The sequence below is a fragment of the Cyclobacterium sp. L-R genome, assembly GCF_056859355.1.
Window position 1 is genome coordinate 1 of the sequence record NZ_JBSXOH010000011.1, and the last position, 24,239, is coordinate 24,239.

General features: G+C 37.5%; 26 protein-coding genes. 21 read left to right on the top strand and 5 right to left on the bottom strand.

Annotated features, from left to right (window positions below; all coding sequences use genetic code 11):
- Positions 1-1,138 (top strand): malectin domain-containing carbohydrate-binding protein (locus AC13EX_RS00520; RefSeq protein WP_482891119.1); only part of this gene is annotated, 1,138 nt, incomplete at its 5' end.
- A gap of 486 nt (positions 1,139-1,624) precedes the next feature.
- On the opposite strand, the gene AC13EX_RS00525 is transcribed toward AC13EX_RS00520, so the two are convergent.
- The 5 genes from AC13EX_RS00525 to AC13EX_RS00545 form a co-directional block, all read right to left on the bottom strand.
- Positions 1,625-2,122, bottom strand: coding sequence for a DinB family protein (locus tag AC13EX_RS00525; RefSeq protein ID WP_482891120.1), 498 nt, complete (start codon positions 2,120-2,122; stop codon positions 1,625-1,627).
- 507 nt (positions 2,123-2,629) lie between these two features.
- Positions 2,630-3,487 carry a hypothetical protein gene (locus AC13EX_RS00530; protein WP_482891121.1) on the bottom strand — a complete coding sequence of 286 codons (858 nt, stop codon included), beginning with the start codon at positions 3,485-3,487 and terminating at the stop codon, positions 2,630-2,632.
- 159 nt (positions 3,488-3,646) lie between these two features.
- Positions 3,647-4,603, bottom strand: a complete 957-nt coding sequence (locus AC13EX_RS00535; protein WP_482891123.1) for an alpha/beta fold hydrolase — start codon at positions 4,601-4,603, stop codon at positions 3,647-3,649.
- Positions 4,604-4,682: 79 nt separating this feature from the next.
- On the bottom strand, positions 4,683-5,372 hold the full coding sequence (locus AC13EX_RS00540) for a helix-turn-helix transcriptional regulator (RefSeq protein WP_482891124.1): 690 nt from the start codon (positions 5,370-5,372) through the stop codon (positions 4,683-4,685).
- 424 nt (positions 5,373-5,796) lie between these two features.
- A complete protein-coding gene (locus tag AC13EX_RS00545) occupies positions 5,797-6,495 on the bottom strand; it encodes a DUF5995 family protein (protein WP_482891125.1) in 699 nt (232 codons plus the stop codon).
- 471 nt (positions 6,496-6,966) lie between these two features.
- Here AC13EX_RS00545 and AC13EX_RS00550 point away from each other — a divergent pair, with 471 nt between their 5' ends.
- The 20 genes from AC13EX_RS00550 (at position 6,967) to AC13EX_RS00645 (ending at position 24,012) form a co-directional block, all read left to right on the top strand.
- Positions 6,967-7,950, top strand: coding sequence for an NAD(P)-dependent alcohol dehydrogenase (locus AC13EX_RS00550; protein WP_482891126.1), 984 nt, complete (start codon positions 6,967-6,969; stop codon positions 7,948-7,950).
- A gap of 33 nt (positions 7,951-7,983) precedes the next feature.
- Positions 7,984-8,916, top strand: coding sequence for a leucine-rich repeat domain-containing protein (locus AC13EX_RS00555; RefSeq protein WP_482891128.1), 933 nt, complete (start codon positions 7,984-7,986; stop codon positions 8,914-8,916).
- Between the two features lie 282 nt (positions 8,917-9,198).
- Positions 9,199-9,657, top strand: a complete 459-nt coding sequence (locus tag AC13EX_RS00560) for a hypothetical protein (RefSeq protein ID WP_048640999.1) — start codon at positions 9,199-9,201, stop codon at positions 9,655-9,657.
- 58 nt (positions 9,658-9,715) lie between these two features.
- Positions 9,716-10,228 (top strand): hypothetical protein, encoded by a 513-nt coding sequence (locus AC13EX_RS00565; protein ID WP_482891129.1) that lies wholly within the window; start codon positions 9,716-9,718, stop codon positions 10,226-10,228.
- 174 nt (positions 10,229-10,402) lie between these two features.
- A complete protein-coding gene (locus AC13EX_RS00570) occupies positions 10,403-11,302 on the top strand; it encodes a helix-turn-helix transcriptional regulator (protein ID WP_482891130.1) in 900 nt (299 codons plus the stop codon).
- A gap of 53 nt (positions 11,303-11,355) precedes the next feature.
- Complete coding sequence (locus tag AC13EX_RS00575) at positions 11,356-11,802, top strand: SRPBCC domain-containing protein (RefSeq protein WP_482891132.1); 447 nt, start codon at positions 11,356-11,358, stop codon at positions 11,800-11,802.
- Positions 11,803-11,811: 9 nt separating this feature from the next.
- Positions 11,812-11,961 (top strand): hypothetical protein, encoded by a 150-nt coding sequence (locus tag AC13EX_RS00580; protein WP_482891134.1) that lies wholly within the window; start codon positions 11,812-11,814, stop codon positions 11,959-11,961.
- A 126-nt stretch (positions 11,962-12,087) separates the two neighbouring features.
- Positions 12,088-13,179 (top strand): SGNH/GDSL hydrolase family protein, encoded by a 1,092-nt coding sequence (locus AC13EX_RS00585; protein ID WP_482891135.1) that lies wholly within the window; start codon positions 12,088-12,090, stop codon positions 13,177-13,179.
- Between the two features lie 230 nt (positions 13,180-13,409).
- Positions 13,410-13,826 (top strand): EVE domain-containing protein, encoded by a 417-nt coding sequence (locus AC13EX_RS00590; RefSeq protein ID WP_482891136.1) that lies wholly within the window; start codon positions 13,410-13,412, stop codon positions 13,824-13,826.
- A gap of 3 nt (positions 13,827-13,829) precedes the next feature.
- Positions 13,830-14,294: a hypothetical protein gene (locus tag AC13EX_RS00595; RefSeq protein ID WP_048641006.1), complete on the top strand. Its 465-nt coding sequence runs from the start codon at positions 13,830-13,832 to the stop codon at positions 14,292-14,294.
- 182 nt (positions 14,295-14,476) lie between these two features.
- Complete coding sequence (locus AC13EX_RS00600) at positions 14,477-15,520, top strand: alpha/beta fold hydrolase (protein ID WP_482891138.1); 1,044 nt, start codon at positions 14,477-14,479, stop codon at positions 15,518-15,520.
- A gap of 86 nt (positions 15,521-15,606) precedes the next feature.
- Complete coding sequence (locus AC13EX_RS00605) at positions 15,607-16,035, top strand: DUF1330 domain-containing protein (RefSeq protein WP_482891139.1); 429 nt, start codon at positions 15,607-15,609, stop codon at positions 16,033-16,035.
- A 593-nt stretch (positions 16,036-16,628) separates the two neighbouring features.
- A complete protein-coding gene (locus tag AC13EX_RS00610) occupies positions 16,629-17,201 on the top strand; it encodes a TetR/AcrR family transcriptional regulator (RefSeq protein ID WP_482891140.1) in 573 nt (190 codons plus the stop codon).
- A gap of 10 nt (positions 17,202-17,211) precedes the next feature.
- Complete coding sequence (locus AC13EX_RS00615) at positions 17,212-18,213, top strand: NADP-dependent oxidoreductase (protein ID WP_482891142.1); 1,002 nt, start codon at positions 17,212-17,214, stop codon at positions 18,211-18,213.
- A gap of 183 nt (positions 18,214-18,396) precedes the next feature.
- Positions 18,397-19,074: a type 1 glutamine amidotransferase domain-containing protein gene (locus tag AC13EX_RS00620; RefSeq protein WP_482891143.1), complete on the top strand. Its 678-nt coding sequence runs from the start codon at positions 18,397-18,399 to the stop codon at positions 19,072-19,074.
- 134 nt (positions 19,075-19,208) lie between these two features.
- Positions 19,209-19,970 carry a YoaK family protein gene (locus AC13EX_RS00625; RefSeq protein WP_482891144.1) on the top strand — a complete coding sequence of 254 codons (762 nt, stop codon included), beginning with the start codon at positions 19,209-19,211 and terminating at the stop codon, positions 19,968-19,970.
- A gap of 30 nt (positions 19,971-20,000) precedes the next feature.
- Positions 20,001-20,735, top strand: a complete 735-nt coding sequence (locus AC13EX_RS00630) for an SDR family oxidoreductase (protein WP_482891145.1) — start codon at positions 20,001-20,003, stop codon at positions 20,733-20,735.
- Between the two features lie 23 nt (positions 20,736-20,758).
- Positions 20,759-21,574, top strand: a complete 816-nt coding sequence (locus AC13EX_RS00635; protein ID WP_482891146.1) for a DUF6503 family protein — start codon at positions 20,759-20,761, stop codon at positions 21,572-21,574.
- Positions 21,575-22,316: 742 nt separating this feature from the next.
- Entirely contained in the window at positions 22,317-23,453 is a 1,137-nt protein-coding gene (gene yidD / locus AC13EX_RS00640; protein ID WP_482891147.1) for a membrane protein insertion efficiency factor YidD, read from the top strand.
- Between the two features lie 28 nt (positions 23,454-23,481).
- Positions 23,482-24,012 carry a hypothetical protein gene (locus tag AC13EX_RS00645; RefSeq protein WP_482891148.1) on the top strand — a complete coding sequence of 177 codons (531 nt, stop codon included), beginning with the start codon at positions 23,482-23,484 and terminating at the stop codon, positions 24,010-24,012.
- The last annotated feature ends 227 nt before the right edge of the window (positions 24,013-24,239 follow it).

Below are 24,239 nucleotides of genomic sequence, written 5' to 3' on the forward strand. Positions count from 1 at the left end.
AATACCTGTTGAAAATGGAACTTACACAGTGAAAACTTACCACAATGAGTTGTACTTCGGAAAAGGTGGATCTGCTGCAAGAGCAGGAAGAAGGGTATTTGACATTCTTTTGGAAGGCAATGTGGTCATGGACAATTTTGACATCTATTCTTACAACAACAACCAAGAGACCGTCCTTACTTTTGAAGGGGTACAGGTAGTAGATGGCGTTTTAGATTTGAAATTGATCGCTAGTGCCAACAATGCTTCTATCTCCGGAATATCTATTATCGAAGAAGTTATACAGATACCTGGATCAGAACATCTTTTCTTTTTAAATGCTGGCGGAAAATCAGATGCCACATTGAATGGCATCACTTACTTGGCAGAAACCAATACTGAAAGGTTTTACAATGACGGAACCAACAGCTATGAAAACAGTAAGATCGCTGTAGATGAACTTTTCCAATCAGAGAGAAGCGAGAAAAACTTAACCTACACCATCCCTGTACCGAATGGAACTTACACCGTATTCACCATGCACCATGAATTGTGGTATGGACATGCCGGTAGTGCTGCTCAAGCTGGAAAAAGAGTTTATGACATCTCTCTTCAGGGCAAGGTATTAAAAAGTGATTTTGACCTTTTTGTAGAAAACAACAATGCTCCGACCTTGCTTTCTTTTGAAAACATCGAAGTGACTGATGGTAAACTGGTATTGGAATTGAACGCCAAAGTGAACAACGCAAGCATCTCTGGCATTGCCATCATAGGAAGCGCTGCCAAAGGAGGTAACATCGCCGCTAACCTAAGAACATCTCAAAACTCCTTCAACAGAGGATACGAAGAAATGTACAGCAGGGGTTACAAGGAAATGGATGTGTACACTGAAACAGTTGCAAAAGACGAGATTCGTATCTTCCCTAATCCAGCCAAAGAAAGAGCTACTTTAGAAATCAATGCTGAAATTGGAAGAGGAAGGGTGCTTATCCACAACATGAACGGTCAGTTGGTGAGCCATTTTGACTTGGCCAGCATCAAAACTGAAAACAACCAGTTCAATATCCCACTAAACAACCTTACTCAAGGCATGTACCTGGTAAGCATTAGCAACGAACAAACTGTGATCAACAAACAAAGGTTGATCGTCAATCCATAAGCAAAGGATTTATCAATCATAAAAGGCTCCCTGAGATAATATCAGGGAGCCTTTTATCTTTTACCGGTAGGCTGGTCTAAGTTTAGCGTAACGTAGCTTGGATCTAAAATGCCTAAAGTTTCCAAATTCATTTTATAGCTCCGCTTACCTCCCACCCAAATTGATTAATCAAACCAACTCAATAGGAATGAGGTTTAGCCCATTTATAAAGGTCATACCATTTTATCCGGCTTTAGCCGAAATTTGGAGGAGAGATGGGTGCTGGAAAAATAAACCATCAACCTAGATTTAGGGCTTAATTAATCTATTTAACCTTAAAAGGTCAAGATTTTGCTAAAGCCCGAGATATAATATTACATTCAAATCCCCCAGCTGAAGCTGGGGACTATTGAAGTTCGGATACCAATTGAATAATGCCAAAGAAAACTTAAAACCACCTGCTTTTTCATGCTTTAAGCGCTAAAAAACCATTCTCCAGAGATATCTTCATGCCCATATTTCTGGACGATTAATTTTCATTGCTCTTAAATAGGAAAGAAATTGTCCTGCATGAACGGATTCGTGATATCCAATCCGTAATAAATATTTTGCAAGATTTTTTTTATCTCCATTACCGGGATGGATGATTTCTGTTTCGTTTAATTCTCTATCTGAAAATTGTCGAACACTTTCCAAAAATGTTTTTCTATAGGGTTCGGCAAATTCAAGTTCGTCGGTAAGGCTAATGCATGGTCGATTTTTCCAGGGGGTTGAATAATTTGTCATATCCCCTTTATTGATTATAATATTCCAGCCATAATCCGCTTCTAAAACATGCCTAATCATTTCTATAGCAGTCATTGCTTTATCGTCAGGCTTCCAATTGTAATGGCTTTTAGGAAGTCCTTTCCAAAGTTTGATGCTTTTTCTCCTTATTTCTGCAAAATTTAATATTATAAGTTCAGACTGGGTCATCTTCTTTCTATCGTGAATGTAGTTCAACATTTCCTAATAGAGCAGCGAATAGCTGCCTACTCTATAAATACCTATAAAGATAATAAGAAGAAGTAAACTATCAGCGCCCCATTCATCAAAACGTACCCGGAAGGCACGGGGCCGGCAATGAAGTTTTCCATTATACGGCGCACCGATAGCCTTCTTTATTTGCTTTTCATATTAGAACAAACCTATAGCCACATTTAAATTAAACGGCTACTTTTATCACATTTGCCAACGGTATCCCAAGTGAAGGTTTTTTAACGAGCTCAATTCCGCCATCCTTCTTCGTGTTTCAACCTCACGCCTAATGATTATAAAAATTCGCCTCACCCAGTTCCTTTCGTTCAAAAGAGTAATGGAATATTCATCTTGCACATTCTTTTTAATCACTGCCACTTTTTCTCTTGAATTCGATGGCATTCTCCAAGCGTCCTCTACCACCTTCAATAATAGATTGCACTACTCTTTTTGATTTCATATTTTAAATATATTTATACACAAAACGTTAGCAGTTTATTTTTCATTTTTCTTTCTCCGATTTTCTTGGTCTTTGTTGATTTTGTCGACTATACTCATCGGGATTACTGTCAGTTGGTCTGTCTCAAAATTCCATATATTCAAATATTTCTTAGAAACAACATTATGTGTTTTCCATTTTGCAAACTTCTCATAAAGCATCAACGTGCAAATGTCCGTTGCAGTAATAAAGTCCCCTGTCTCTGGCAAATGACTGTGTATTGCTCCTTCAACTTCTACACCTTCTTCAACGTTGCCGTATTCAATTGAAATGATATTTTTATGAAGCTGTTTTTTTGTTACGAGTTTGTTTTCTTTATCAAAGGTTAGTAAGTAGTCATTTCCGAAAATTACAACACCATGCTGTTGAGGACCTGTCAATATGTAAACCTTCTTTTCTTCATCATAAATCAGCGGAATTATATTTGGATCTGTGTTTTCGTAGAACTTAAAAAGACCATCTCTGTTTGTTTGCAGTTCTCTCAATGCTATTTTTCTAATTTGATAAAGATCATTTTCTGCTTCTGAAAAAACTCTTTCTGTTAAGTCTGTTTTAGCTTTTGCCACATCATAGCTACTATCAAAAGAAATTGTCCCGATTACTTTAGGCTTTTCTGACTTTGAGAAAAATACACATATAGCAGTGGCATTCTCTGAGTAGGAGAAATATCCGCCAACATTCTCTATGTCTTTATAGTTTTCCAAAAAAACGTCTGTACCATACCATGACGCCATTTCCGATTTGTAGAGAAGTTTGCCTTCCGCAACTATTGGCTGTGCTTTTTCAGTTGGACTCTTTTGTCCAAAAACACTAATGGTAAAAAGAATCAGAATGATTGTCAATGCTTTTTTCATCTTATTGTAATGTTCTGGTTAGAGCAAACATCTGTATTAAACCCGTTCTAGCCTTGAAATTAACTATATAGGACCTGTGTATCACACTCCTTGGCTTATATTTAATTGTCAAATTAAACATTTCGGAGAAGGGACCAATAGCTGGAAAGTCATATTTATTTAATATTGCCCTAACCAATTTAAAATGGCTTGATTGGTTTCTTCCGGAAGCTCGTGCTGAATACAATGCCCACAATTCAGGCTGACCACCTCCACTTTAGGCACAAACTCAGGCAATCTATCAAACTTAGGAATCATATCATGCTCCCCATAAATCATAAGTGTGGGATGTTGAATGATTGGATCCACTTCCGCCAACAAGTGCCAATTTCGGTCCAAATTTCGGTACCAGTTTATACTTCCTGTGAAGCCAGAAGCCTCGAAAGCAGAGACGAAAATGGCTAGTTCACTGTCGCTCATTATGGGTTCACCGAGTGGTTTTTCTGCTCTTGCAAGGTTAATCATCAACATTCCTGGTTCAGGTGGTATGGGAGCTAGGTTCTTGCGGAATATATTTCGAAGAAACTGAGACGTATTTTCATTTAATACAGCATCTGCTACTCCCGGCTGTCGGTTGAAGTGAACAAAGTAAAAGTCTCCACCAAATATTTCTTCCATGAACTCAATCCATGGTTTTTCTCCCCGCTCTTGATAAGGCAATGCCAGGTTTATTATTTTATCTATTCTTTTAGGATGCAATTGAGCCAATCTCCATACCACATTTGCCCCCCAATCGTGACCGATAAAGGTAGCCTTTTCATATCCATAGTGATCCAAAAGTGCCACAAGGTCTCCCGTTAAATGCTCAATGTCATAATCGGTTACATAATTAGGGCAAGATGAGTTACCATAACCTCGCTGATTAGGGACAATGACATGGTAGCCCGCTTTGACAAGAGCTGGCACCTGATGACGCCAAGAAAACGCATGCTCTGGAAAGCCGTGGCAGAGTACAATAGGTTTTCCTGCATTTTGTTTACCTGCTTCAAAAACTTCCAATTCTATGCCATTGACCGGAATCATGGTAGGCTTTGGAAATTCGGCTGGATTGAATCTAGTGTTCATTACGTTAATCATTCTTTTTATGGTTTAAAAATTAAGATGACACAAACGTAATTATGGCCGGTGACAGCCCTTTGTCAAGGGTCTAAAATCATTAATGGTATTTGTCAAAATATTCTTGTAGTGTCATATTATGAGGTTCAAAATTTTCAGGTAGAATTTCCATTTTTTGAATTCTGTCTGGGCGGAAAAATCGAAACTCATTTCGCAGCCGACACCATGCAACTAAATACCAATTTTCGGAATTCAATATTGCAAATGGCTCTATTATTCTATTTGACACCCTATTTTCCTTGTTGATATACTCTATTTTGACAAGGTTATAATTGGTTAGTGCATATTGTAAATCTGATAAGTTGTTACTATTCCTTTCTTGGTTTATGACTTGATTGTATTGGGTTCTATCTGCAAGTAAGTTTGTTTTGTCTTTGATATTATACCTTAGGATTGATTTGATTTTATCAATTGCCTCGGAATAGTCCTTTACAAAGGAGGCATCCTTGCTTTTGAGCACCAACTGTTCTGCAAGTATTAATGCATTGGCTTGTTTTTCGGTGAACATTACTGGCGGTATTTTATAACCTTCCATTAGCGTATACCCTTTTCCTTCTTCTGTCAGAATAGGTATACCTGCTTTCTCTAATGCTCTTACATCTCGGTAAATTGTCCTTTTGCTAACTTGAAATTTTTGAGATAATTCAGTAGCTGTGACAATTCTCTTCGTCTGAAATTGAACTAAAATGGCTGTTAGCCGTGACAATCTATTTACTTCGGAATATTCCATTTTCAGACCTAGTTACAGTTTTTTTGATGCCTTTGAACGTTCATTAAATTAGCAGATTGCGTATTGCTTTCCTAACCAATTACAAGAAAGGTGAATATCGGCTAAAGCCCCAAGATATGATATTACATTTTAATCCCCCAGCTGAAGCTGGGGCTATTGATAATCAGGGATCAATTCGATTTGAAATTGGATACTTCGACTCGGCTGGCTTCGACAGGCTGGCTTCGACAAGCTCAGCTACCGGAAATGTGATACCGGCAGGCTGCTCCAAGTTTAGCGAAGGGTACCTTGGACCTAAAATGCCGAAAGCTTCCAAATTTATTCTATAGTCCCGCTTTCCTACCATTCAAATTGATTAACGAAATCTGCTCAATAGGAATGGGCTTTAGGTGAAATCTAATTTGTATGCCAAAAGAAAAACTGATTACCTAAATCCTATTTGGGTGTCCAGCCAATCTGCCTTCTTCAAAACTTTCTTTTCAAGCTCAAGGATGAATTTTGTCCGTTCCCCTTCACTTTCCAACACCAACAGTTCTTGGGTATGGTCCCAAACCTTATCCCTCCATGCAGTGATTAACTTAAGCAACAAAAACTCATCTAGTCGCCCCATAAGTTTATCGATCACATCCATACTTGGGGAATATTTCTCGACCACCTCATCCTGCACTTTGTCTATCGTTTCACCAATAATCAAATTCACCAAACAATGATCTTGGTACCTTTTCACCCGCATTTCATCAGACAAATCAACCCATTCTGGTGAAAGCATGTCGTATAAAGTAAGGACCAAGTCATAATTAATATGAGAATTTACTCCTAGCAATAAATGCTGAATAACATGCAACTTCTTGCTTGCCGCTGCCTTGTGGACTTCCTTCCATACGGTTGGGGTTTCCTCTCCACAATCATAACAGGTCAGCGCGTTGAAATAATAGTCCGCAAAACGATTCAAAAGCTGGTTTACCCATTGGGTATCGTGAAATTTATTTTGCTCAATGGCCAGGAGCATATTGGCTGTCATCATGCTATAGCAATGAAGAAAAATGGTTCGATTGTCTTTGTTGGCTTCGAATTTTTTGACCGTCTCCATCATTTTATCGACTACACTATTGTTGACCTCCATGATTTCTGTTTTTATATTTATATGCCTTTAACGCTACCTTTTATCAGATTTCTCTAGCATTCACTCCTTCCCTAAACAAATAAGAAAAATTAATTATTGAACTTACTACTAATCAACATTTAAACCAACTAATCCACCCTACTTTAACACCATTTGGAAAATTAAACCACACAATTTGTTAATATGACAGTAAATCCTTTATTGAAACTAATAGCCATAAGCTAAAAAAGTTGTTTCGCAAAAAGAAGCAGACAGGCTAGATGGGATTAGTAGCCTGCCCCACAATACGAAATCTGCTCAATAGGAATCGGCTTCAGCCCGTTTCTATTGGGCAGATTTCACCCTATTTCATCTCATTACTATACAAATTTGTTCGGATTTATAATCCTGAACAGATGGATGGAATCTGGAACGCAAACGCCTTCATTTTGTCCCACATTTGTTTTGTAAACCATCAAACCAAATAAAAAAATGAAAGCAATTATCACAACCGGTTATGGATCTCCAGAGGTATTTAAACTAGACCTTGTAGCCAAGCCTAGCCCAAAATCAAATGAAATCCTTGTCCGGATTCACGCATCTGCGGTAACCAAAGCAGACACGATGATGCGAACCGGAAAACCTTATATAGGTAGACTTTTTTTAGGCATCTCCAAACCAAAGCATCAAATCTGGGGTACTGGCTTTGCCGGAGTTGTAGTGGCCATTGGTTCGGAGGTAACAAATTTCAAAATAGGGGACAACGTATTTGGGGAAAACATAGCCTCTTTTGGTACCTACGCCCAGTATGTAACCATACCCGAAGAGGGTATAGTGGCACATATGCCCAAATGTATCAGTTTCGAGGAAGCAGCAGGAATGTGTGATGGCGGCATTACTTCCCTCAACTTCCTATGCAATATCGGCAATATTTATCCCGGACAGAAAGTGTTAATCAATGGAGCATCAGGCAGCTTGGGAGCAGCCGCAATCCAGATCGCCAAATATTATGGCGCCATTGTAACTGCTGTTTGTAGCACAGCCAATATTGAAATGGTAAATTCCCTCGGGGCTGATGCCGTCATCGACTACACAAAAACAGATTTTGCCCAAAACAAAAATAGTTACGACCTGATCTATGACACTGTGGGTTCTCGGACCTTTGCGGAATGTAAAGATGCCCTTACCGAAAATGGCTGTTATGCTTCCCCAGTATTGGGTATGCCATTGCTGGGGGACATGGTGGCTACTTCCCTATTTGGAAACAAGAAAGCCAAATTTTCGGCTACTGGATCTTTACCTACGAAGGAGATCAAGCGACTATTGGGAGTTTTGCTTGAAATCATTGAAGCTGGTCATTTCAAAACCCCAATCGACCGCCGTTACAAATTAGAACAAGTAGTTGAAGCACATGCCTATATCGATAAAGGCCACAAAAAGGGCAATGTTGTCCTCAAGCCTTTTGCCCTTGCCTAATCTATCCCTTTATCAAAAAAGATTCTAACCAAAATGAAAAAGCAAATAATTTCAACTTATTCTCAATTGTTATTCGGGCTCTTTGGTATTATTTCCTCATGTTCAGAAGATGGGCTAATAGCTTCACCGGATACAAACCAAAAGCATATCACTGAAATTCAGGATCCGAATTTTGAGAAAAAATTAATCGAACTCGGCATCGATAGTGATGGATTAATTAACCAAAAGCTTTTAACTGATGATGCCAGGAATATCAGCACATTGGTTTTGGACAGCTCTCTTGAAACGCCTGAAGAAGAGAAAATAGCAAATCTTAAAGGTATTGAGGCTTTTGAAGATCTGGTTTCCTTATCCGCTGGAAACAATGCTTTAACTGAAATTAATTTAACAGCCAACCAAAAATTAACCTCCTTGCACCTTGAAGCCAATTATCTTCAGACATTGGACATTGGCCACAACAAGCAACTCGAAGACATTAATCTCATCTTAAATAATCTTACTGAAATCAATGGATTAAATAATGCCGATCAGTTGAAGACCCTAAACCTTTCATGGAATCTACTGGAAAGCCTTTCTGTCAACCTTCCAGGTTTAAAAGTACTGAATGTTGAAACCAATAAGCTAAAGGAATTGGATGTGCAGGGCTGCAGTTCCTTAGAGACCATGATCGCCAAATTAAACGAACTTGAAACCATAAACCTAAGCACCAATACAAATTTGAAATATGTCACCTTATCGGCCAATCAATTAAAAGAGATAGATCTTACCAACAATGTTAGCTTAGAAAAATTATGGCTTTCAAGCAATTCTCTCAAGGGCTTGGATGTCAGAAATCTCCTTGAGCTGCATCTGCTTGATATCAGCAAAAATACAAATCTAAGCTGTGTGAGAATTGGCCAAAACCAAAATATTTTGACGATAGCCAAGCAGGATCACCAGGAACTTAGAACTAGTCCTTGCGATTGAGACAAAAGAAAAAGTGAACCTGAAGAGCATTTAGCAAGAGCCTAGGCTTCTGTAATGAAGAAATTAACGAAACTAATCAAAGACTCAAAGATTTTAAAAAGTGTATTGCTCAACCAGCACGGAGAAAGTAATCCCCCTACCAAACGGAAAAATCAATAAAAGGCAAGACACTTTGCCTACATTGGAACGTTCGCCCTTTTGCCTTATATTTAACCTGAATTAAATGACTAACTATTCAAATAAATTGGTGAAAGAGATTTCGGGAACCAAAGTAAATACATTATGAAAATCAATTCTCTAAAACCAAGACCAGAAATTAGCAATAAGCCAAAATTACAAAAGGTTTATACGCAATTTGAAAAATTAATAGATGAGCTAAGGATTATAGTATTGCCAGAAAAAATTACAGTTTTTATAAATGCATCGATAGATGAATTGAATTTGATTTCTAATGAAAAATTGCGAAGTCAAACCAAAAAGAAACAGTCTAAAATCATCTCCCTTATAGAAAAAGAACTAAAAATTGTCCCCATCAACCATTATCGCAATACATGGATGGCGATAGGAATGTCGGCTTTTGGGGTTCCACTAGGCGTAGCGCTCGGCGCAAGTCTAGGGAATATGGGTTTTATAGCAATTGGTTTACCCATTGGTATGGCCATCGGTCTTTCGGTAGGTACAAGCATGGATAAGAAAGCACAAGAAGAAGGCAGGCAGCTAAACATGGAAGTGAAATTCTAAGCCATTCTTTCAGGTTGGATAATTTTAAAAGAAAGAAAATTTAGCGAAGCAAAAAAAGATGCATTTTAATAAACTGAAGACAACCCTATTAACCATCCTATTCCTTTCCATTATAAGTTGGAATGTCGATGCAAAAAGGGTAGAAAAACAAAAATTATCCACCCTTGCTGTCTCAAATGAAAATATAGCTACGGTTGAAGCCTTGACAAACCATGGGAAGTTTACTTACCACCTTGACAATACCGGAAACCTTGAGGTTTCAGCTGCGCTACAGGCTATCTTCGATGAACTTGGGGCTTTAAAAGATGTATCGGCTACCATTACATTTTTACCCGGCGTGTACTTCCTGGATGCCCCTGTGGTTGTTAAAATAGCCAGTGTCAAACTAATTGGGCATGCCCACGGGGGAATTGACATACATGGAGCAAATATTGAAAGTGGTACAATTTTCCGACTAGGCAAAAACACTGGCCCTAACTGCATCACCTTTGACTACGAAGGACGTAGCAAAGGGAGTTTCCAAGGACAACCTTTACAGGCCTATAGACCCAAAAGATTCTGCACCATTTGACAAGTACAAATATTAACTTGCCTCCGATAAGATTTTGTCAGCATTGTTGCAGAAAAAAAGCATCAATACCGCCAAAATCAGGTTATCCTAAATGTTTTCAATTTCAGCATGTAAAAGATGCTTATTTAGGATTTTAGCAATTTAAAGCAAGGCCAAAGAAATTATTCGTCTAAGATGGAACAAGCTACAAACATCGCTAAAAGGACCTCCAATCTGTGGAAATTGAACAAACTTCAAATTTCTCACAATATCATTGATTACAATTCTCTCGGGCTTAATACTTCAAAAAACGAAACAGAATTCGTAAGGCTTCACTTTGGACTCCAGGGGGCTTATGATTTCAAATTTACGCAGCTTAACGCTTCCTATCAACTTTCAGGACACCATAACAATATTTTGTATTCTAATGGGCTTGAAATAGCCGTTGGAAACAAAAGCAAACGGATTGAAACTTTTGGGATAAACTTCAATACTGATTTTTTTATAGAGATTGCTCAAAACGGTAATGAATCACTAAAAAGGGTTGCTGAAAAGGTGATTAACAAGGAGAATACCATTCTTTCACCCGAATGGAAAACCAACAATTTCAAAATTCAATCTGTTATTAATGAAATTATTCATTGCCCTTATTCAGAAGGTCTCAAAGATTTGTTTCTCTTATCCAAAAGTATAGAGTTGCTGGTGCTACAAGCTGAATTGTATGAACACCAAGGGAACAAATCTTATATAAAAGACGATAATGACCGGAAGAAACTATTAGATGCCAAAGAATTATTGACTGCGAGAATTGACAATCCGCCTACATTAAGTGAGTTATCAAAATTGGTTTCTTTAAATGAATACAAGCTTAAAAAGGGGTTTAAGGAGCTTAATGGCACTACCGTTTTTGGCTATATAAAACACATCCGCATGAACCTGGCCAAAACACTCTTGCTCGAAACTACCAAAACAGCAAAAGAAATCGCCTATGAAACTGGATATGGTTCTCCACAACATTTTTCAAAAGCTTTTAAAGAGCAATTCGGTATTGCTCCCAAAAGTATTAGAAATTTTCCCGATTCAACAATCTATTAAGTCTACAAACACTTACTTTCGGGTTTAAATACAACTATAAAAGAAAAAATTCAATGGTAATCCGAAAACAAGTAGCCTTCAATGCCAGTACGTCAAAGATCTGGGATTTGCTAACCAATCCCGCAATGACAAAACAATACATGTTTGGTTGTGAGGTCCTTTCCGAATGGAAGGTTGGAAGTACTATCATATGGAAAGGAAAAACGGAGGATGGTGATGATATTGTTCATGTAAAAGGAGAAATAACAGAAATTGAGAACGGAGAAAAGGTATCCTTCACCATGCTGGATCCCAATAGTGGAATTATAGACAAACCGGAAAATTACGCCCTTTTAACCTATGAGGTAGCAGAAACTGAATCGGGAGCTACTTTTAATTTGACACAGGATTTTGAGGGAACGGAGAATGCACAAAAGAGACATGAAGAATCTCTTGTAGGTTGGGACATGATCCTCGACCTGATGAAAAAAATTATTGAAGAAAAGCCGGCGAAAATTTAGGTGTTAAAAATGATAAAAGTTGACGCGAAAAACCATCAGTTTAGAATAGAAGTTTCATCGGACTTCAAAGAAGTCTTTTCTCATTTTTATTTTGCCGAAAACACATGTTCTGAACCAATCACCCAAACCCTCCTTCCTTCTACCTATCCCTTCCTTTAAAACTTCAGTATCTTTTTCAATTCTAATATAGCCTTTGCACCGTTGGAACGATCAATTTTTTGAACTATATTCACCTTTCTGGACCTCCTCCTCATTAAGCATTTTTATACCATAGGAAATTAATAAATGAACGTGAAATTCAACTGTAAATTACCATTGTTAGTCGTCCTTTTTGTTTCAATCAATTCAATCATTGGATTCATTTTTAAAGAAAAGTCAGACACCCCATTAAAACAAGTCATTAACAGTGAGGGAGAGGTTGAATTACATGAACAAAAGTTAAGCAATTTTACACTTGGCGATGGTGAGGAATACAAATTGGTGAATTCGTCCATCAAGCAATTTTACACCATCGCATTTAGTGGGGAAATTGTAAAATTTGATACCCTAACCATTGGAAAAGGAAGTGGCAGGTACCTTACGAGCAACCTGATCATCACTCCTGACAGCATCATAGCTAACAGAGTCACCAATGTAACTGCCAGGACAGCTATCAAGCATCAGCTAAAATTAAAAAATGATATAAGCATTAAAATTGAAAGAGGCTTAAGTTCAAGTACTGTCACCATAATAAACGAAACAGACACCTTAAGTTTTTCTTCTGATTTTATAGGAATGAACCAACCATTTATTCATTCTTCAGGTACGGAGATAAAGGTTGACACTTTTGAATTCATTTGTGAAGATTACAATTCAGATGTATTTGTTTTTGGCGACAGCTATGTAAGTAGCGCCAGTCCATCAAGGTGGCCTTATTATGTAAATTCGGCAGGTTATCAATTTTTATGTGATGGACTGCCAGGGGGAAAATCTAAAGATTCCTATGATTTCATCAATTCCGCTTTTTCTATTCACAAGCCAAAATACGCCGTTTGGTGCTTGGGCATGAATGATAAAAGTGATGCCGAAAGAGTCCCCAATGAAGAATGGAAAAGCTATGTAAAAAAGGTAATGGATTTCTGTGCGAAACACAACGTAACCTTAATCCTGTCAACGGTACCTACAGTAGAAATCAGAAATAACAGAGGCAAGAATGACTTTGTGAGGGCATCCGGTTATCGATACATTGACTTTGATGATGCCGTATCCGATGGAGAAGGAAACTGGAAAGCAGGCATGTTGGCAAAGGATGGGGTGCACCCAGCAGAAATTGGCGCAAAAGCCATGGCTGACAGGTTTATGGCTGATTTTCCTGAAATCAAAAATTACATCAGGTAAAAGAAAGCATCTGATTACCAAAGGACTAAATCCCACTCAATAATCTTCAATTTTATCATGCCATCCATAATCGGCTTGTTTTCTTTCCCATATCTCTATATATTATATGGACATTTTATGTAGAGGCAAAAAGTGACCCCTCCAGAACCATTCAAATTAACATTGATTGATTTGAATCCATTATAGGGTAACAATACCGCCTTTTGCAAGTCTATAATTTACCATAAACTATGAACACGTTTATTTTTCAATGTTTACCTCAAAAATACGATTTGAGAGAGAAATTGATAAAAGGGCAGAAAGACACCTGGTATGCCACCCGCTATCGAAACAAAATGCAACCTGGTGATTTGGTGTATTTTTGGATGGGTGGGGACGACCGGTTTAGAGGCCTATATGGTTGGGGTGAGCTCATTTCTGAGCCCTATATAAAGGAAGATTGGGAAAGTTATGGTGTAGATATTTTGTATAAAGCAAGGTTTGAAAAACCCATAACAAAAAGTAAAGTTTTAAAATACCCGAATTTATCCAACCTATTATTATTTCGTGCCCCCATGGCCTCCAATTTTTTAGTGGATTCTTCAGAGTCAAAAAGTTTGATCAAATTAATTAGTGGCCTAGGAGAACCAACACCATTAACTCAGTAAGCTATGAAAGATTCAAAGACAATTCTTGAGCTTGTAAAAACGCCACTTAGTTTCATGGTCTTCTTTTTACTATTGGTAGAGTCTTTTTTTGGCTTTCTTATTACCAATAACGATGACAGTTCAGAAAGAGCAATTCTCATCTGGTCCTCAATACTCTTTTTTGGGGTTACTTTACTGGCCATACTTCTACTTGCCGTAATCAAACCGGAAGCCCTTTCTGGAAACAAAAAATGGACAGAACGATTTGCTCACAAACTAATAACAGATATTTACGATGGGTTGGACGGTTATTTGTCCAATCTTCCAAATGACATTGAGTACAAAGAGGCTTGGTTGACCACCTCGGATGTACTTAAAAACACCTATGTTGAAGACAAAGAGTTTGTGGTCTTTTGCCAAACAATGAGCAAAGAGCTCGACAAAAAAACTGAAATAAGGAAGAAATGGGAAAAATACAGTAAAACCTAATTATCGCTTTTAATCCAGGTTGAAGCTATTACTTGAATTTGGCAGTATCATTAGGCCGTTCTACCATATGAAAGGCGGGGTTTCCGATTAATTTAAAGGACAACTTACAGATAGAATTCTGAACATTTCCTTTGGTTATCAATTACTTATTGAAAATGTTTTCTATAGTCAAAAGGGGATTTATGAAAAAAATACACTTTATATATTTTCAATTGTTTGTTTTCACCTCAATACCCTTTGCCCATGGTCAAAGGATAGTGGAAGAAAAGTATGTCTGCATTGGTGGAATAGAACAATGGGTCACGATCCAAGGTGAGGATGCTAGTAAACCCATAATTCTTTTTATCCACGGTGGGCCTGGAAGCACCCAAAGCCAGTTTAAAAAAAACATGTATGCTAATTGGACCAAGGATTTCATACTTGTGCATTGGGACCAAAGAGGTGCAGGGAGAACCTATGGCCGAAATGCACCGGAAGAATTAAATGAAGCCTATTTAATCAATCATCCATTGTCAGTGGAAACAATGACTAACGATGGAATCGAACTCACCCAATACCTTCTTGATCACCTGAACAAGAAAAAAGTAATCCTCTTTGCTTCTTCATGGGGTTCGGTTTTGGCAACAAAAATGGCCATTAATAAACCAGACCTTTTTCATGCCTATATAGGTCATTCCCAATTCGTTAATTTTTTGAAAAATATTCAAGATGCTTACGAAACCATTTTGGAATTAGCTCAAGACAACAAGGACAATGAGGCCATGGAAATGCTTAAATCTTTTGGTAAGCCACCTTATGAAGATGCCAAAAATTATGGTAAACTACTGCGGATAATAAAAAAATACGAAGCAAAAAGGGAAACTCCAGCCCCTGCTTCCTGGTTCCAAATAGCAGCAGACTATGACAATGAAAAAGACAGTGAAGACCGCTACAATGGGGATGATTATTCTTTCGTCAACCTAGTGGGACACAAAAAATTAGGCTTAAAGTCAATGGTCGCGGGAATAGATTTTAGCGAAGATGCTTTACACTTCAAAATACCCATCTTTCTGATTCAGGGAGAAGGCGATATATTGACTTCCAAGAATTTAAGCAAACCCTATTTTGATAAAATTACTGCGCCAAACAAAGCTTACTTCTTATTACCAAAAGCTGCGCATGGTTTTAATCAATCCGTACTGGGCAAGCAGTATGAGTTGATAACTAAGTACCTATCCATGGAATAATAAGAAAAAAGCAGGCACATAAACCAAACTGCAATTTAGAAAAACACGACCTCGGCTAGTTAATCGGATACCAATCAAAAGAAATAATGGATAAATATTCAGATACAACGGCAGAAGCCGGAATCCGCTTTTACAAAAACTTTAATGACAAAGGCAAAGTGGTAATGATGAACCTGCTGAAGTTTAGGTCCCTTGCCGATTATAGCAACCTGGAATCATTGAAGCCTGCTGATCCAATTTCAGGAGAGCAAGCTTTTCAGCTTTATATGGACAAGACCCTTCCCCAACTGACCGAGGCAGGAAGTCGCATTGTCTTCTATGGAAAATGTAATGCTTTTATAATTGGACCTGAGGCTGAAAAATGGGATGCTGTTCTATTGGTTGAACACCAATCTGCGACCGCATTCATCACCTTTTCTCAAAAAAAAGAATTCCTGAAATATGCCGGACACAGGACTGCTGCATTGGAAGACTCGAGATTACTCCCCATTACCGAGAAAGAAAAACATCGCTGATCTATTTTACATTCCCTCACTACAAAGCTCAGGTGGGAGATTTGTCAGCATCCACTGATCCACTGGAAACACCCCTAACTAGGATAATTCTCCCTTACGGAGCTGATAAATCGGAACAGTGAGCCAATTTTCCTATGATTTCCCCGAGTTTATAATAAGATTGATGGAATATAATGTACCCAAAGTTCATCAGAATACTTTCTTTACTTTATAACCTTCTAAACGCTTTCTAAGCTTATTTTTCAGAACGTTGACCCTCTTTAAGGAATAAAACTATTTATTTGCGCCTCTACGGCTCGGCTTGAAGTTAATTATAAACACCTAAAATACCGCCGGCTGCTCAGTCGCACCCCTAAGTTATCCAATATACCAATTCCTTCGGCTCCTCTTAACCGTGTTAACATCAACCTCCTACTATAAAAGCTATAGACCATAACTTTTAATATTTCACCTCGATGTAAGTTTAGCATTGATTTTGCAAGGTCATTGACACAAGACAACTCACTTGTAATCAATAGGAAATAAAATATAAATAAAAAAAATGAACGTTCATTCATTATTCTCCGTTAAGTAAGTATTCCAATAAGAATAAAATGAGCAGCATCCCAAAAAGCAGGAATAAAAGAGAGGCCCTGGTAAAGGCGACAATTCATCTTGTCAACAACAATGGCTTCCATGCAGCACCAATGTCTAAGATTGCAAAGATGGCAGGAGTGTCTCCAGGGACGATTTATCTCTACTTTGAAAACAAACAGGACCTGGTCAATCAGGTATATATAGAAGTTAAAGCTTCTTTCACACAGTTTGCTTTTAAAGATTATGTGGAGACTGCTTCAATAGCGATTGACTTTGAAAAAATATGGAAGAATATAGCAGCTTTCAAGTTGAATGAAATAGAAGAATCCATGTTTTTATCACAATGCGAAAATACGCCTATGATAGATGAGCCAAGCAGAAAGGAAGGCTTGAAGCACTTAAGCCCTCTATTGACGCTCTGGGAGAGAGGGCAGGCAGAAGGAGTTATAAAACCCGTTTCTCCTTATTTACTTTACGCATTTAGCATCTATCCAATATCCTTTTTATTACAACAACGCGAGCGGTTTGAGATAAAATCGGAAAACATTAATGAAGCCTATGAAATGGCTTGGAACAGTATTAAAATTTAATTAAAAAAACATGAGTACTACAAAAACGATTAATTTAAAAAGCAGACCACAAGGAGCACCTGCCTTAACAGATTTTGACTTTACCACTTCTGAAAACCCTGAATTGCAGGATGGAGAAGTATTGTTGGCTACAAAATATGTTTCTGTGGATCCTTATTTGAGAGGAAGAATGAGTGATGCCCCATCTTATGTCCCTCCTTTTAAACTTAATGAGCCAATTTCTTCAGGAGTTATCGCTGAAGTATTGGAATCAAAAAGCACAAAATTCACCAAAGGTGACAAGGTAATCGGTTCCCTACAATGGAAGGAAATGCAGGTAGCCAAAGAAAAAGGTATAAATAAAGTTGACCCTGATAAGGCCCCACTCTCTGCTTACCTGGGGATTATTGGCATGACTGGTCTTACTGCTTTTCTTGGATTGAGAGAGATAGGTAAACCTAAACAAGGTGAAACCCTTCTCGTATCCGGCGCCGCTGGAGCGGTAGGTTCTGTGGTAGGCCAAATCGGTAAAATCCTAGGACTTCGTGTAGTAGGCATAGCGGGAACCGATGAAAAAGTAGAAATGCTAACTTCCGAATTCGGATTTGACGAAGGCATCAATTATAACACCACCGAAAACATGGCCGAGGCAATAAAAAGTGCTTGTCCAGATGGTGTTGACATTTATTTTGACAACGTTGGTGGTGAGATTTCAGATGCTGTACTTTTCAACATTAATCAATTCTCAAGAACCATAATTTGTGGTGCTATTTCAGTTTACAATAAAACTGAAAAGCCAAAAAGTCTAAGCGTGCAACCTTTCCTGGTAAAGAAAAGTGCTTTAATGCAGGGATTCATAGTTTCTGATTATGCAGACAAACATGCTGAAGCCATCCAACAATTGGCAGAATGGTTGCAACAAGGTAAGCTGCATGCTTCTGAAACCATCATAGAGGGATTTGACAATATACCTCAGGCCTTTTTAGACCTTTTCGAAGGGAAAAACAAAGGTAAAATGGTAGTGAAAGTTTAGACTAAAGATCAGCCACTAAAAAACATACTCTTGTTGCCGACACTTTTAAAAAGACAATTACTTGTCACTTTAAAAGCGTTGGTACCGAGAAAGGATCACTAAATAAACCTTATGCTCTAAGACTCAGTATTTTTTTTGAAATGCTGAAGAATCTTAGGGTCGAAATTAAAAAAATAAAAAACGATGAAAGTATTATTTGTATTGACTTCCCATGATAAATTGGGCGAAACTGGAGAAAAAACCGGGTTTTGGATAGAAGAATTCGCGGCTCCATATTATTTACTTAAGGACAATGAGATTTCAATAACCCTGGCTTCCCCAAAAGGTGGACAACCCCCTATTGACCCTAAAAGCAAGGAACCTGACTTCCAAACAGCATCGACAAAAAGGTTTAATGAGGACAAGGAAACAAAAGAAATCCTGTCTTCCACTGTGAAATTAGAAACAGTAAATCAAGCAGATTATGATGCGGTGTTTTATCCAGGTGGTCATGGACCATTATGGGATTTAGCCGAGGACAAAAACTCTATTGCATTGATAGAGGATTTCATAAAAAACAACAAACCTGTAGCTGCTGTTTGCCACGCTCCAGCCATTTTTAAACACACTAAAAATGCAGACGGAACACCTTTAGTAAGTGGTAAAAAAGTAACCGGTTTTACTAACGGCGAAGAAGAAGGCGTTCAATTGACAGATATTGTACCCTTCCTGGTAGAGGATATGTTGAAGAGAAATGGTGGCATCTATTCCAAAGGTGATGACTGGGCTTCCTATGCAGTAGAGGATGGCTTATTAATTACCGGACAAAACCCAGCTTCTTCAGAGTTAGCCGCTGAACTTTTATTGAAAAGACTAAGTTAATATCTCTTAGAAATAGAAAGGAAAGCCTTAGGATTAAACCTTTGGCCTTCCTTTTTATATAATCTCTTTTCATTTTCAAGCGATGGCACAATATTAATTAAATTGCCTTAATCGTCACCCTAAATATAATTTAAATGTTTAGACATCAAGGCAAAAGCAGAACTTACAAGCACAATTTGCAAATTGCTACTTTTTTGTCTTTTGTGGCTGGAATTGTTAATGTAGCAGGATTTTTATCAATTAAGCAGTTGACTACAAATGTCACAGGTCACTTTGCTTTATTTATTAATGACCTTTCCAATTTTGAGTTTTTGAAGGGCACCATTTATTTCCTTTATATATTCTCTTTTCTTTTTGGCTCCTTTTTATCAAGCTTTTTAATTGAAAATTATCGAGAGAACAAGAAGTTAAATGTCTTCGTTTTACCAACAATAATCGAATGCATTATTTTATTATCCATTGTCTTGATGAGTAATTTTGTGGTTATAACTCATCCAGATGTAATTGCCTGTTTGCTCCTTTTTGCAATGGGTATACAAAACTCATTCGTTACCAAAATTTCTAACACTATTGTAAGGACCACGCATTTGACCGGGTTATTTACAGATTTGGGTATAGAATTGTCTCAATTGTTATTTCCAAAACGACACCCCAACAGAGAAAAAATTAAAGCCACGATTAAACTCCGTATTTTTATTATACTTTTCTTTTTTGCTGGTGGACTTATAGGAGGTTTTCTTTACTCAAGGATTGGTCTTGAATTAAACACTTTAATTTTTGGTGCGATAATATTATTAGGCGGTCTTTTTTACGACGATTTTAGATACAGAGTAATTAAAACAAAGCGAAAATACGACCAAAGGAAAAAGAACAAAATCAAGAAACTAGTTGCATAGCCATTTTCCATTCCACCATCAAACGAAATTATGAAATTAGAGAATAAAGTAGTCATAGTAACAGGTTCTTCAAGAGGAATAGGCAGAGAAATCGCACTTCATTTGGCGGACAATGGTGCGAAAGTTATTGTAAATTCTTCCAGTAGTTTACCCGATGCACAAAAAATAGTTGACACGATAGTTAAAAACGGTGGTCAGGCTTTGGCCATTAAGGCAGATGTAAGTAAAAAGGAAGAAGTTACGCAGCTATTCGACGAAACGATAAAAACTTTCGGACAGGTGGATGTATTGGTCAACAATGCTGGGATAATGACTACAAAAAAATTAAAAGACTTTACACAGGAAGACTTTAGCTGGCAGTTTGACGTAAATGTAAGGGGTGTTTTCAATACCTTGCAAGAGGCGGACAGCAAACTGGCTGACAATGGAAGTATCATCAACTTCTCTTCTAGCACCGTAAAAATGATGTTCCCTACTTATGCTTTGTATTCTGCTTCAAAGGCTGCTGTAGAACAGATGACTCGTGTTTTTTCCAAAGAAATTGGTAGAGGGATATCTGTCAATGCCATTGCTCCAGGACCTACAGAAACAGAGTTGTTTTTAAAAGGGAAAAGCCCTGAATTTATTGAGAAGCTAAAAGCCATGAATGCTTTTAACAGATTGGCAACACCAATGGACATTGCCAAAGTAGTATTGTTTTTGGCAAGTGAGGATTCAAAATGGGTATCTGGACAAGTAATTGGTGCCAATGGAGCCATGGTATAACCCTAACAATAAAAAAACAACTTATGAGACTGAGTTTAATTTCACTGATTATTATAAATGCCCTACTTATTTCTTGTAATGGCAAGGAACAGTCCAATACACAGAAAGAAGGCTTAACTTCCTTTCAAAACAAAGGGCATGAAATCGTTTACCACATGGTTCAAAAAGTGGGTAACTATTCTGTACTAAGCAAAAACAAGGACGTGGTATATACTTATACCTATCAAACCCCTGATGGCAAAACAGATGTTTCCACAGAAAAATACCTTTTTGATGGAGAGCTTTCCTATGGTGCATATCAGCAACATGAAAGAACACTTCCAGACTTGGAAGGCCTTATTGAGCAAGGATACGATGGTTCGGAATATTGGCTAAAACACAAAGGGAAAATCATAAATGACCCAACCGCACTAAAAAGAGTGACCTTTAACAGACCCACCAATTTCTATTGGTTTACCATGTTTCAAAAATTATTGGATCCAGGATTGAACTATGAATACATTGGAGAAAAAACCATAGACAATGCTGTTTATGATATTGTGCAAATCTCCTTTGATTCACCTGATGGAAAACCAACCGATATTTATCAGGTCTATATCAATAGGAGTACCCAAATGGTTGACCAGTTTCTTTTTACTGTAGTTGATGCTGGAGTGGTAGATACACCTCTTTTGATGCAACTTGAATATGAAAAAATAGGTGGCCTCCTTATTCCTACCAAAAGGGTTTACAAAGCATCAAACTGGGACGCAGAAGTTACAGATGCTCCATGGATAAAAGTAAACTGGAGCAATATCAAGTTCAACAATGGTTTAAGCTTAGCTGATTTCAAAAAATAAGCATTTTCTAAAGCCTTATTAGGCGACAGACTTTCTATGGTGCAATGAAATCAATCCTCCTGAAGGATGATCAGGGTGGCCAAAAGAAAGTCAGGAAACCATATTGCATAAGCGCAGCTAACTCTGCTAACTCTTTATAGCTTTACATTATTTTGCACGAGGATGATGATTGTGTCAGCTTCAGTATTGGCTACCTTCTAGGTTAATGATTTACTGTACACGCGTATTTTTAACCCGGATTATGTAGTAGGATTCGTAATGAGTGTTGCAATCGCAAGAAAATCAGACTGTTTGGAGATTTTAGCATAGCACCGCTATGGTGAAATTGAAAACAGAAACGAAGTGGTTGAATTAAAACGATTTCAGCACGTAATAGAATGTCTATTGCATTTCGGGTTTAATCTACCACATTTCTCATCGAAAAAATATAAAGGCCCGAACTCCATCAGACAGCGAAGCTTCTTTTCTAAATATATCTTAAGAATATTAAATAGGAATAAATAAAGTCAAATGACAAGCCTTATCAAACTTTGACCTTTTAAATAAAAATATACTTACTCATTTATTTCAACACATAATAAGTCTATGAAAAAAAATGTCTAAACCTGAATGTTTTATTGGCTAATCAGTATTATCAAAAAACCCCTAGTAAAAGGTTATTTATTATTTGGATAACTATAATTTTAAATCTAGTTTCGCGAAACTTTTATCATTTTTAAAGGCATTAGCAGGTTAATTATTAATGAAAGCCACTTTAACTTTTCTATTCATCTGTTTTTTTCATTTGCCTCAGGCCTCAGGTCAGGTACAAGAAAGTGGAATTTCAAATCTTTTTAATATTTATTCCAACTATATCAGCGACACTCGCGGTCAGAAATGCCCTATGTATCCAAGTTGCTCCCATTATTCCATGCAAGCTTTCAGTCAGTTTGGGGCATTAAAAGGAGCTTTATTGACTTCAGATAGACTTATCAGGTGTGGGCATGAGCAAAGAATCTATGAGCTAAACTGGGAAAAGGATGAACCCAAATTCGAAGATTTCCCTAATTGGGGTTATAGTGAGGACCCTTTGCCTAAACGATATCCATCAAAGTTTTCTCAAAATGTCAGCTTCTACGATGCGAATAATGACACCACCTTTTTCCTTTCTTTAATAAACTCTAAAGACTATGAGAGTGCAATTATTGAATACAAGCGAATGGTTCATTTTGGAGCAAAAGATCAACAGTCGCTAATACTTGAATTGAACTATCTTATTGCTTTAAACGCAATAGGTAACTATGAAAAAGTAATATTTCATTTTGACGAAAAATTGAATGAGGAATTAAAAAAAGAGCCTGAAGTAATTATGGAGCTGGCAGATGCCTGGTTCAGGTTATATAACTTTGAGAAAGCCCTATCAACTTTAAAAACAATTGATTCAACAAGCTATTACTACCCTCATAAAAACCTATTTACTGGCGTAGCACATGCTTATATGAATAATTACGAAGCTGCTGTTACCAATTTTAATCAAATAGATCAAGATTTTATTTACGCGGATTATGCAAAAAGCAACATAGAGCTAATCCATGGGATTGCTGCGCTCAAAAACAAAAAACCTTACGTTGCTGGTCTTTTGGGCTTAGTGCCAGGAGGAGGTTATTTTTATGCTGGTCAGAATACTACAGGAATAACTTCATTGGTGCTTACTGGCCTATTGGGCTATGCAAGTTATACCAGTTTTAAAACCAAGAATCACGGAGTCGGCATTTTAGCTGGAGTTTTCACCCTTACTTTTTATTCTGGAAGCATTACTGGAGGGATCAACGCTATAAAAAGACAAAACCTTAACAAAGAGAAAAAATTAAAATCAAAACTATTATATATCACACAATAATCCATTTCACAGACTAAACCTTTAAACTATGATTACAAAAATCAACAACTCACACGCCGTTAGGGCATTATCACTACTCCTAGCACTTTCAATTACTTTGATGTCTTTTGGACCCAAAAATTATGAAAAGATACTTTTGAGATCCGGAACTTTGATCGCATTGGAATCTGCACAGGAAATCAATTCCGCGAATGTAATTGCTGGTCAATCCATTGATTTTTTTGTAAGAAGTGACATTCGTGTTGATGACAAGGTGCTCGTAAGAAAAGGGACAATCGCCAAAGGTATGGTACAACGCGTAGAAAAAGCTAAAGGTATTGGTAAAGAAGGGTTTGTTGAAATCGAGATTCGATCATTGCCTGCAGTTGATGGAACTGAGATTCTATTAACAGGAGCCAAGGTATATGAAGAAGGTGAAGATAAGCAAACGCTTTCCATTGTATTAGGCGTCTTGGTTTGCCTATTGTTTTTAACCATGAAAGGTAAAAACGGTGTTATTCCTCAAGGATATTCTATTGATGCACGTGTAGGTAACGATGTATTGGTAGCAGTAGACTAATACACAAATTTCAACTTAGAAATTCCAAATGGGTTTAATGAGGCTAGTTCCAACTGCAAAGCTTCGTTAAACCCGGATTATGTAATAGGATTTCTCCGTCCTGACAATAGTCAGGGGTGAAGCCTGTCCCGTGTTTACGGGAAGTGTTGCAATCGCAAGAAAATCAGGCTGTTTGGAAATTTTAGCATAGCACCGCTATGGTGAAATTGAAAACAGCAACGAAGTGG

What these genes read in the sequence shown, in the direction of transcription:
- AC13EX_RS00525 (WP_482891120.1), bottom strand. Translation starts at nt 2,122, where the DNA reads ATGTTGAACTACATTCACGATAGAAAGAAGATGACCCAGTCTGAACTT.
- AC13EX_RS00530 (WP_482891121.1), bottom strand. Translation starts at nt 3,487, where the DNA reads ATGAAAAAAGCATTGACAATCATTCTGATTCTTTTTACCATTAGTGTT.
- AC13EX_RS00535 (WP_482891123.1), bottom strand. Translation starts at nt 4,603, where the DNA reads ATGATTAACGTAATGAACACTAGATTCAATCCAGCCGAATTTCCAAAG.
- AC13EX_RS00540 (WP_482891124.1), bottom strand. Translation starts at nt 5,372, where the DNA reads ATGGAATATTCCGAAGTAAATAGATTGTCACGGCTAACAGCCATTTTA.
- AC13EX_RS00545 (WP_482891125.1), bottom strand. Translation starts at nt 6,495, where the DNA reads ATGGAGGTCAACAATAGTGTAGTCGATAAAATGATGGAGACGGTCAAA.
- AC13EX_RS00550 (WP_482891126.1), top strand. Translation starts at nt 6,967, where the DNA reads ATGAAAGCAATTATCACAACCGGTTATGGATCTCCAGAGGTATTTAAA.
- AC13EX_RS00555 (WP_482891128.1), top strand. Translation starts at nt 7,984, where the DNA reads ATGAAAAAGCAAATAATTTCAACTTATTCTCAATTGTTATTCGGGCTC.
- AC13EX_RS00560 (WP_048640999.1), top strand. Translation starts at nt 9,199, where the DNA reads ATGAAAATCAATTCTCTAAAACCAAGACCAGAAATTAGCAATAAGCCA.
- AC13EX_RS00565 (WP_482891129.1), top strand. Translation starts at nt 9,716, where the DNA reads ATGCATTTTAATAAACTGAAGACAACCCTATTAACCATCCTATTCCTT.
- AC13EX_RS00570 (WP_482891130.1), top strand. Translation starts at nt 10,403, where the DNA reads ATGGAACAAGCTACAAACATCGCTAAAAGGACCTCCAATCTGTGGAAA.
- AC13EX_RS00575 (WP_482891132.1), top strand. Translation starts at nt 11,356, where the DNA reads ATGGTAATCCGAAAACAAGTAGCCTTCAATGCCAGTACGTCAAAGATC.
- AC13EX_RS00580 (WP_482891134.1), top strand. Translation starts at nt 11,812, where the DNA reads ATGATAAAAGTTGACGCGAAAAACCATCAGTTTAGAATAGAAGTTTCA.
- AC13EX_RS00585 (WP_482891135.1), top strand. Translation starts at nt 12,088, where the DNA reads ATGAACGTGAAATTCAACTGTAAATTACCATTGTTAGTCGTCCTTTTT.
- AC13EX_RS00590 (WP_482891136.1), top strand. Translation starts at nt 13,410, where the DNA reads ATGAACACGTTTATTTTTCAATGTTTACCTCAAAAATACGATTTGAGA.
- AC13EX_RS00595 (WP_048641006.1), top strand. Translation starts at nt 13,830, where the DNA reads ATGAAAGATTCAAAGACAATTCTTGAGCTTGTAAAAACGCCACTTAGT.
- AC13EX_RS00600 (WP_482891138.1), top strand. Translation starts at nt 14,477, where the DNA reads ATGAAAAAAATACACTTTATATATTTTCAATTGTTTGTTTTCACCTCA.
- AC13EX_RS00605 (WP_482891139.1), top strand. Translation starts at nt 15,607, where the DNA reads ATGGATAAATATTCAGATACAACGGCAGAAGCCGGAATCCGCTTTTAC.
- AC13EX_RS00610 (WP_482891140.1), top strand. Translation starts at nt 16,629, where the DNA reads ATGAGCAGCATCCCAAAAAGCAGGAATAAAAGAGAGGCCCTGGTAAAG.
- AC13EX_RS00615 (WP_482891142.1), top strand. Translation starts at nt 17,212, where the DNA reads ATGAGTACTACAAAAACGATTAATTTAAAAAGCAGACCACAAGGAGCA.
- AC13EX_RS00620 (WP_482891143.1), top strand. Translation starts at nt 18,397, where the DNA reads ATGAAAGTATTATTTGTATTGACTTCCCATGATAAATTGGGCGAAACT.
- AC13EX_RS00625 (WP_482891144.1), top strand. Translation starts at nt 19,209, where the DNA reads ATGTTTAGACATCAAGGCAAAAGCAGAACTTACAAGCACAATTTGCAA.
- AC13EX_RS00630 (WP_482891145.1), top strand. Translation starts at nt 20,001, where the DNA reads ATGAAATTAGAGAATAAAGTAGTCATAGTAACAGGTTCTTCAAGAGGA.
- AC13EX_RS00635 (WP_482891146.1), top strand. Translation starts at nt 20,759, where the DNA reads ATGAGACTGAGTTTAATTTCACTGATTATTATAAATGCCCTACTTATT.
- yidD (WP_482891147.1), top strand. Translation starts at nt 22,317, where the DNA reads ATGAAAGCCACTTTAACTTTTCTATTCATCTGTTTTTTTCATTTGCCT.
- AC13EX_RS00645 (WP_482891148.1), top strand. Translation starts at nt 23,482, where the DNA reads ATGATTACAAAAATCAACAACTCACACGCCGTTAGGGCATTATCACTA.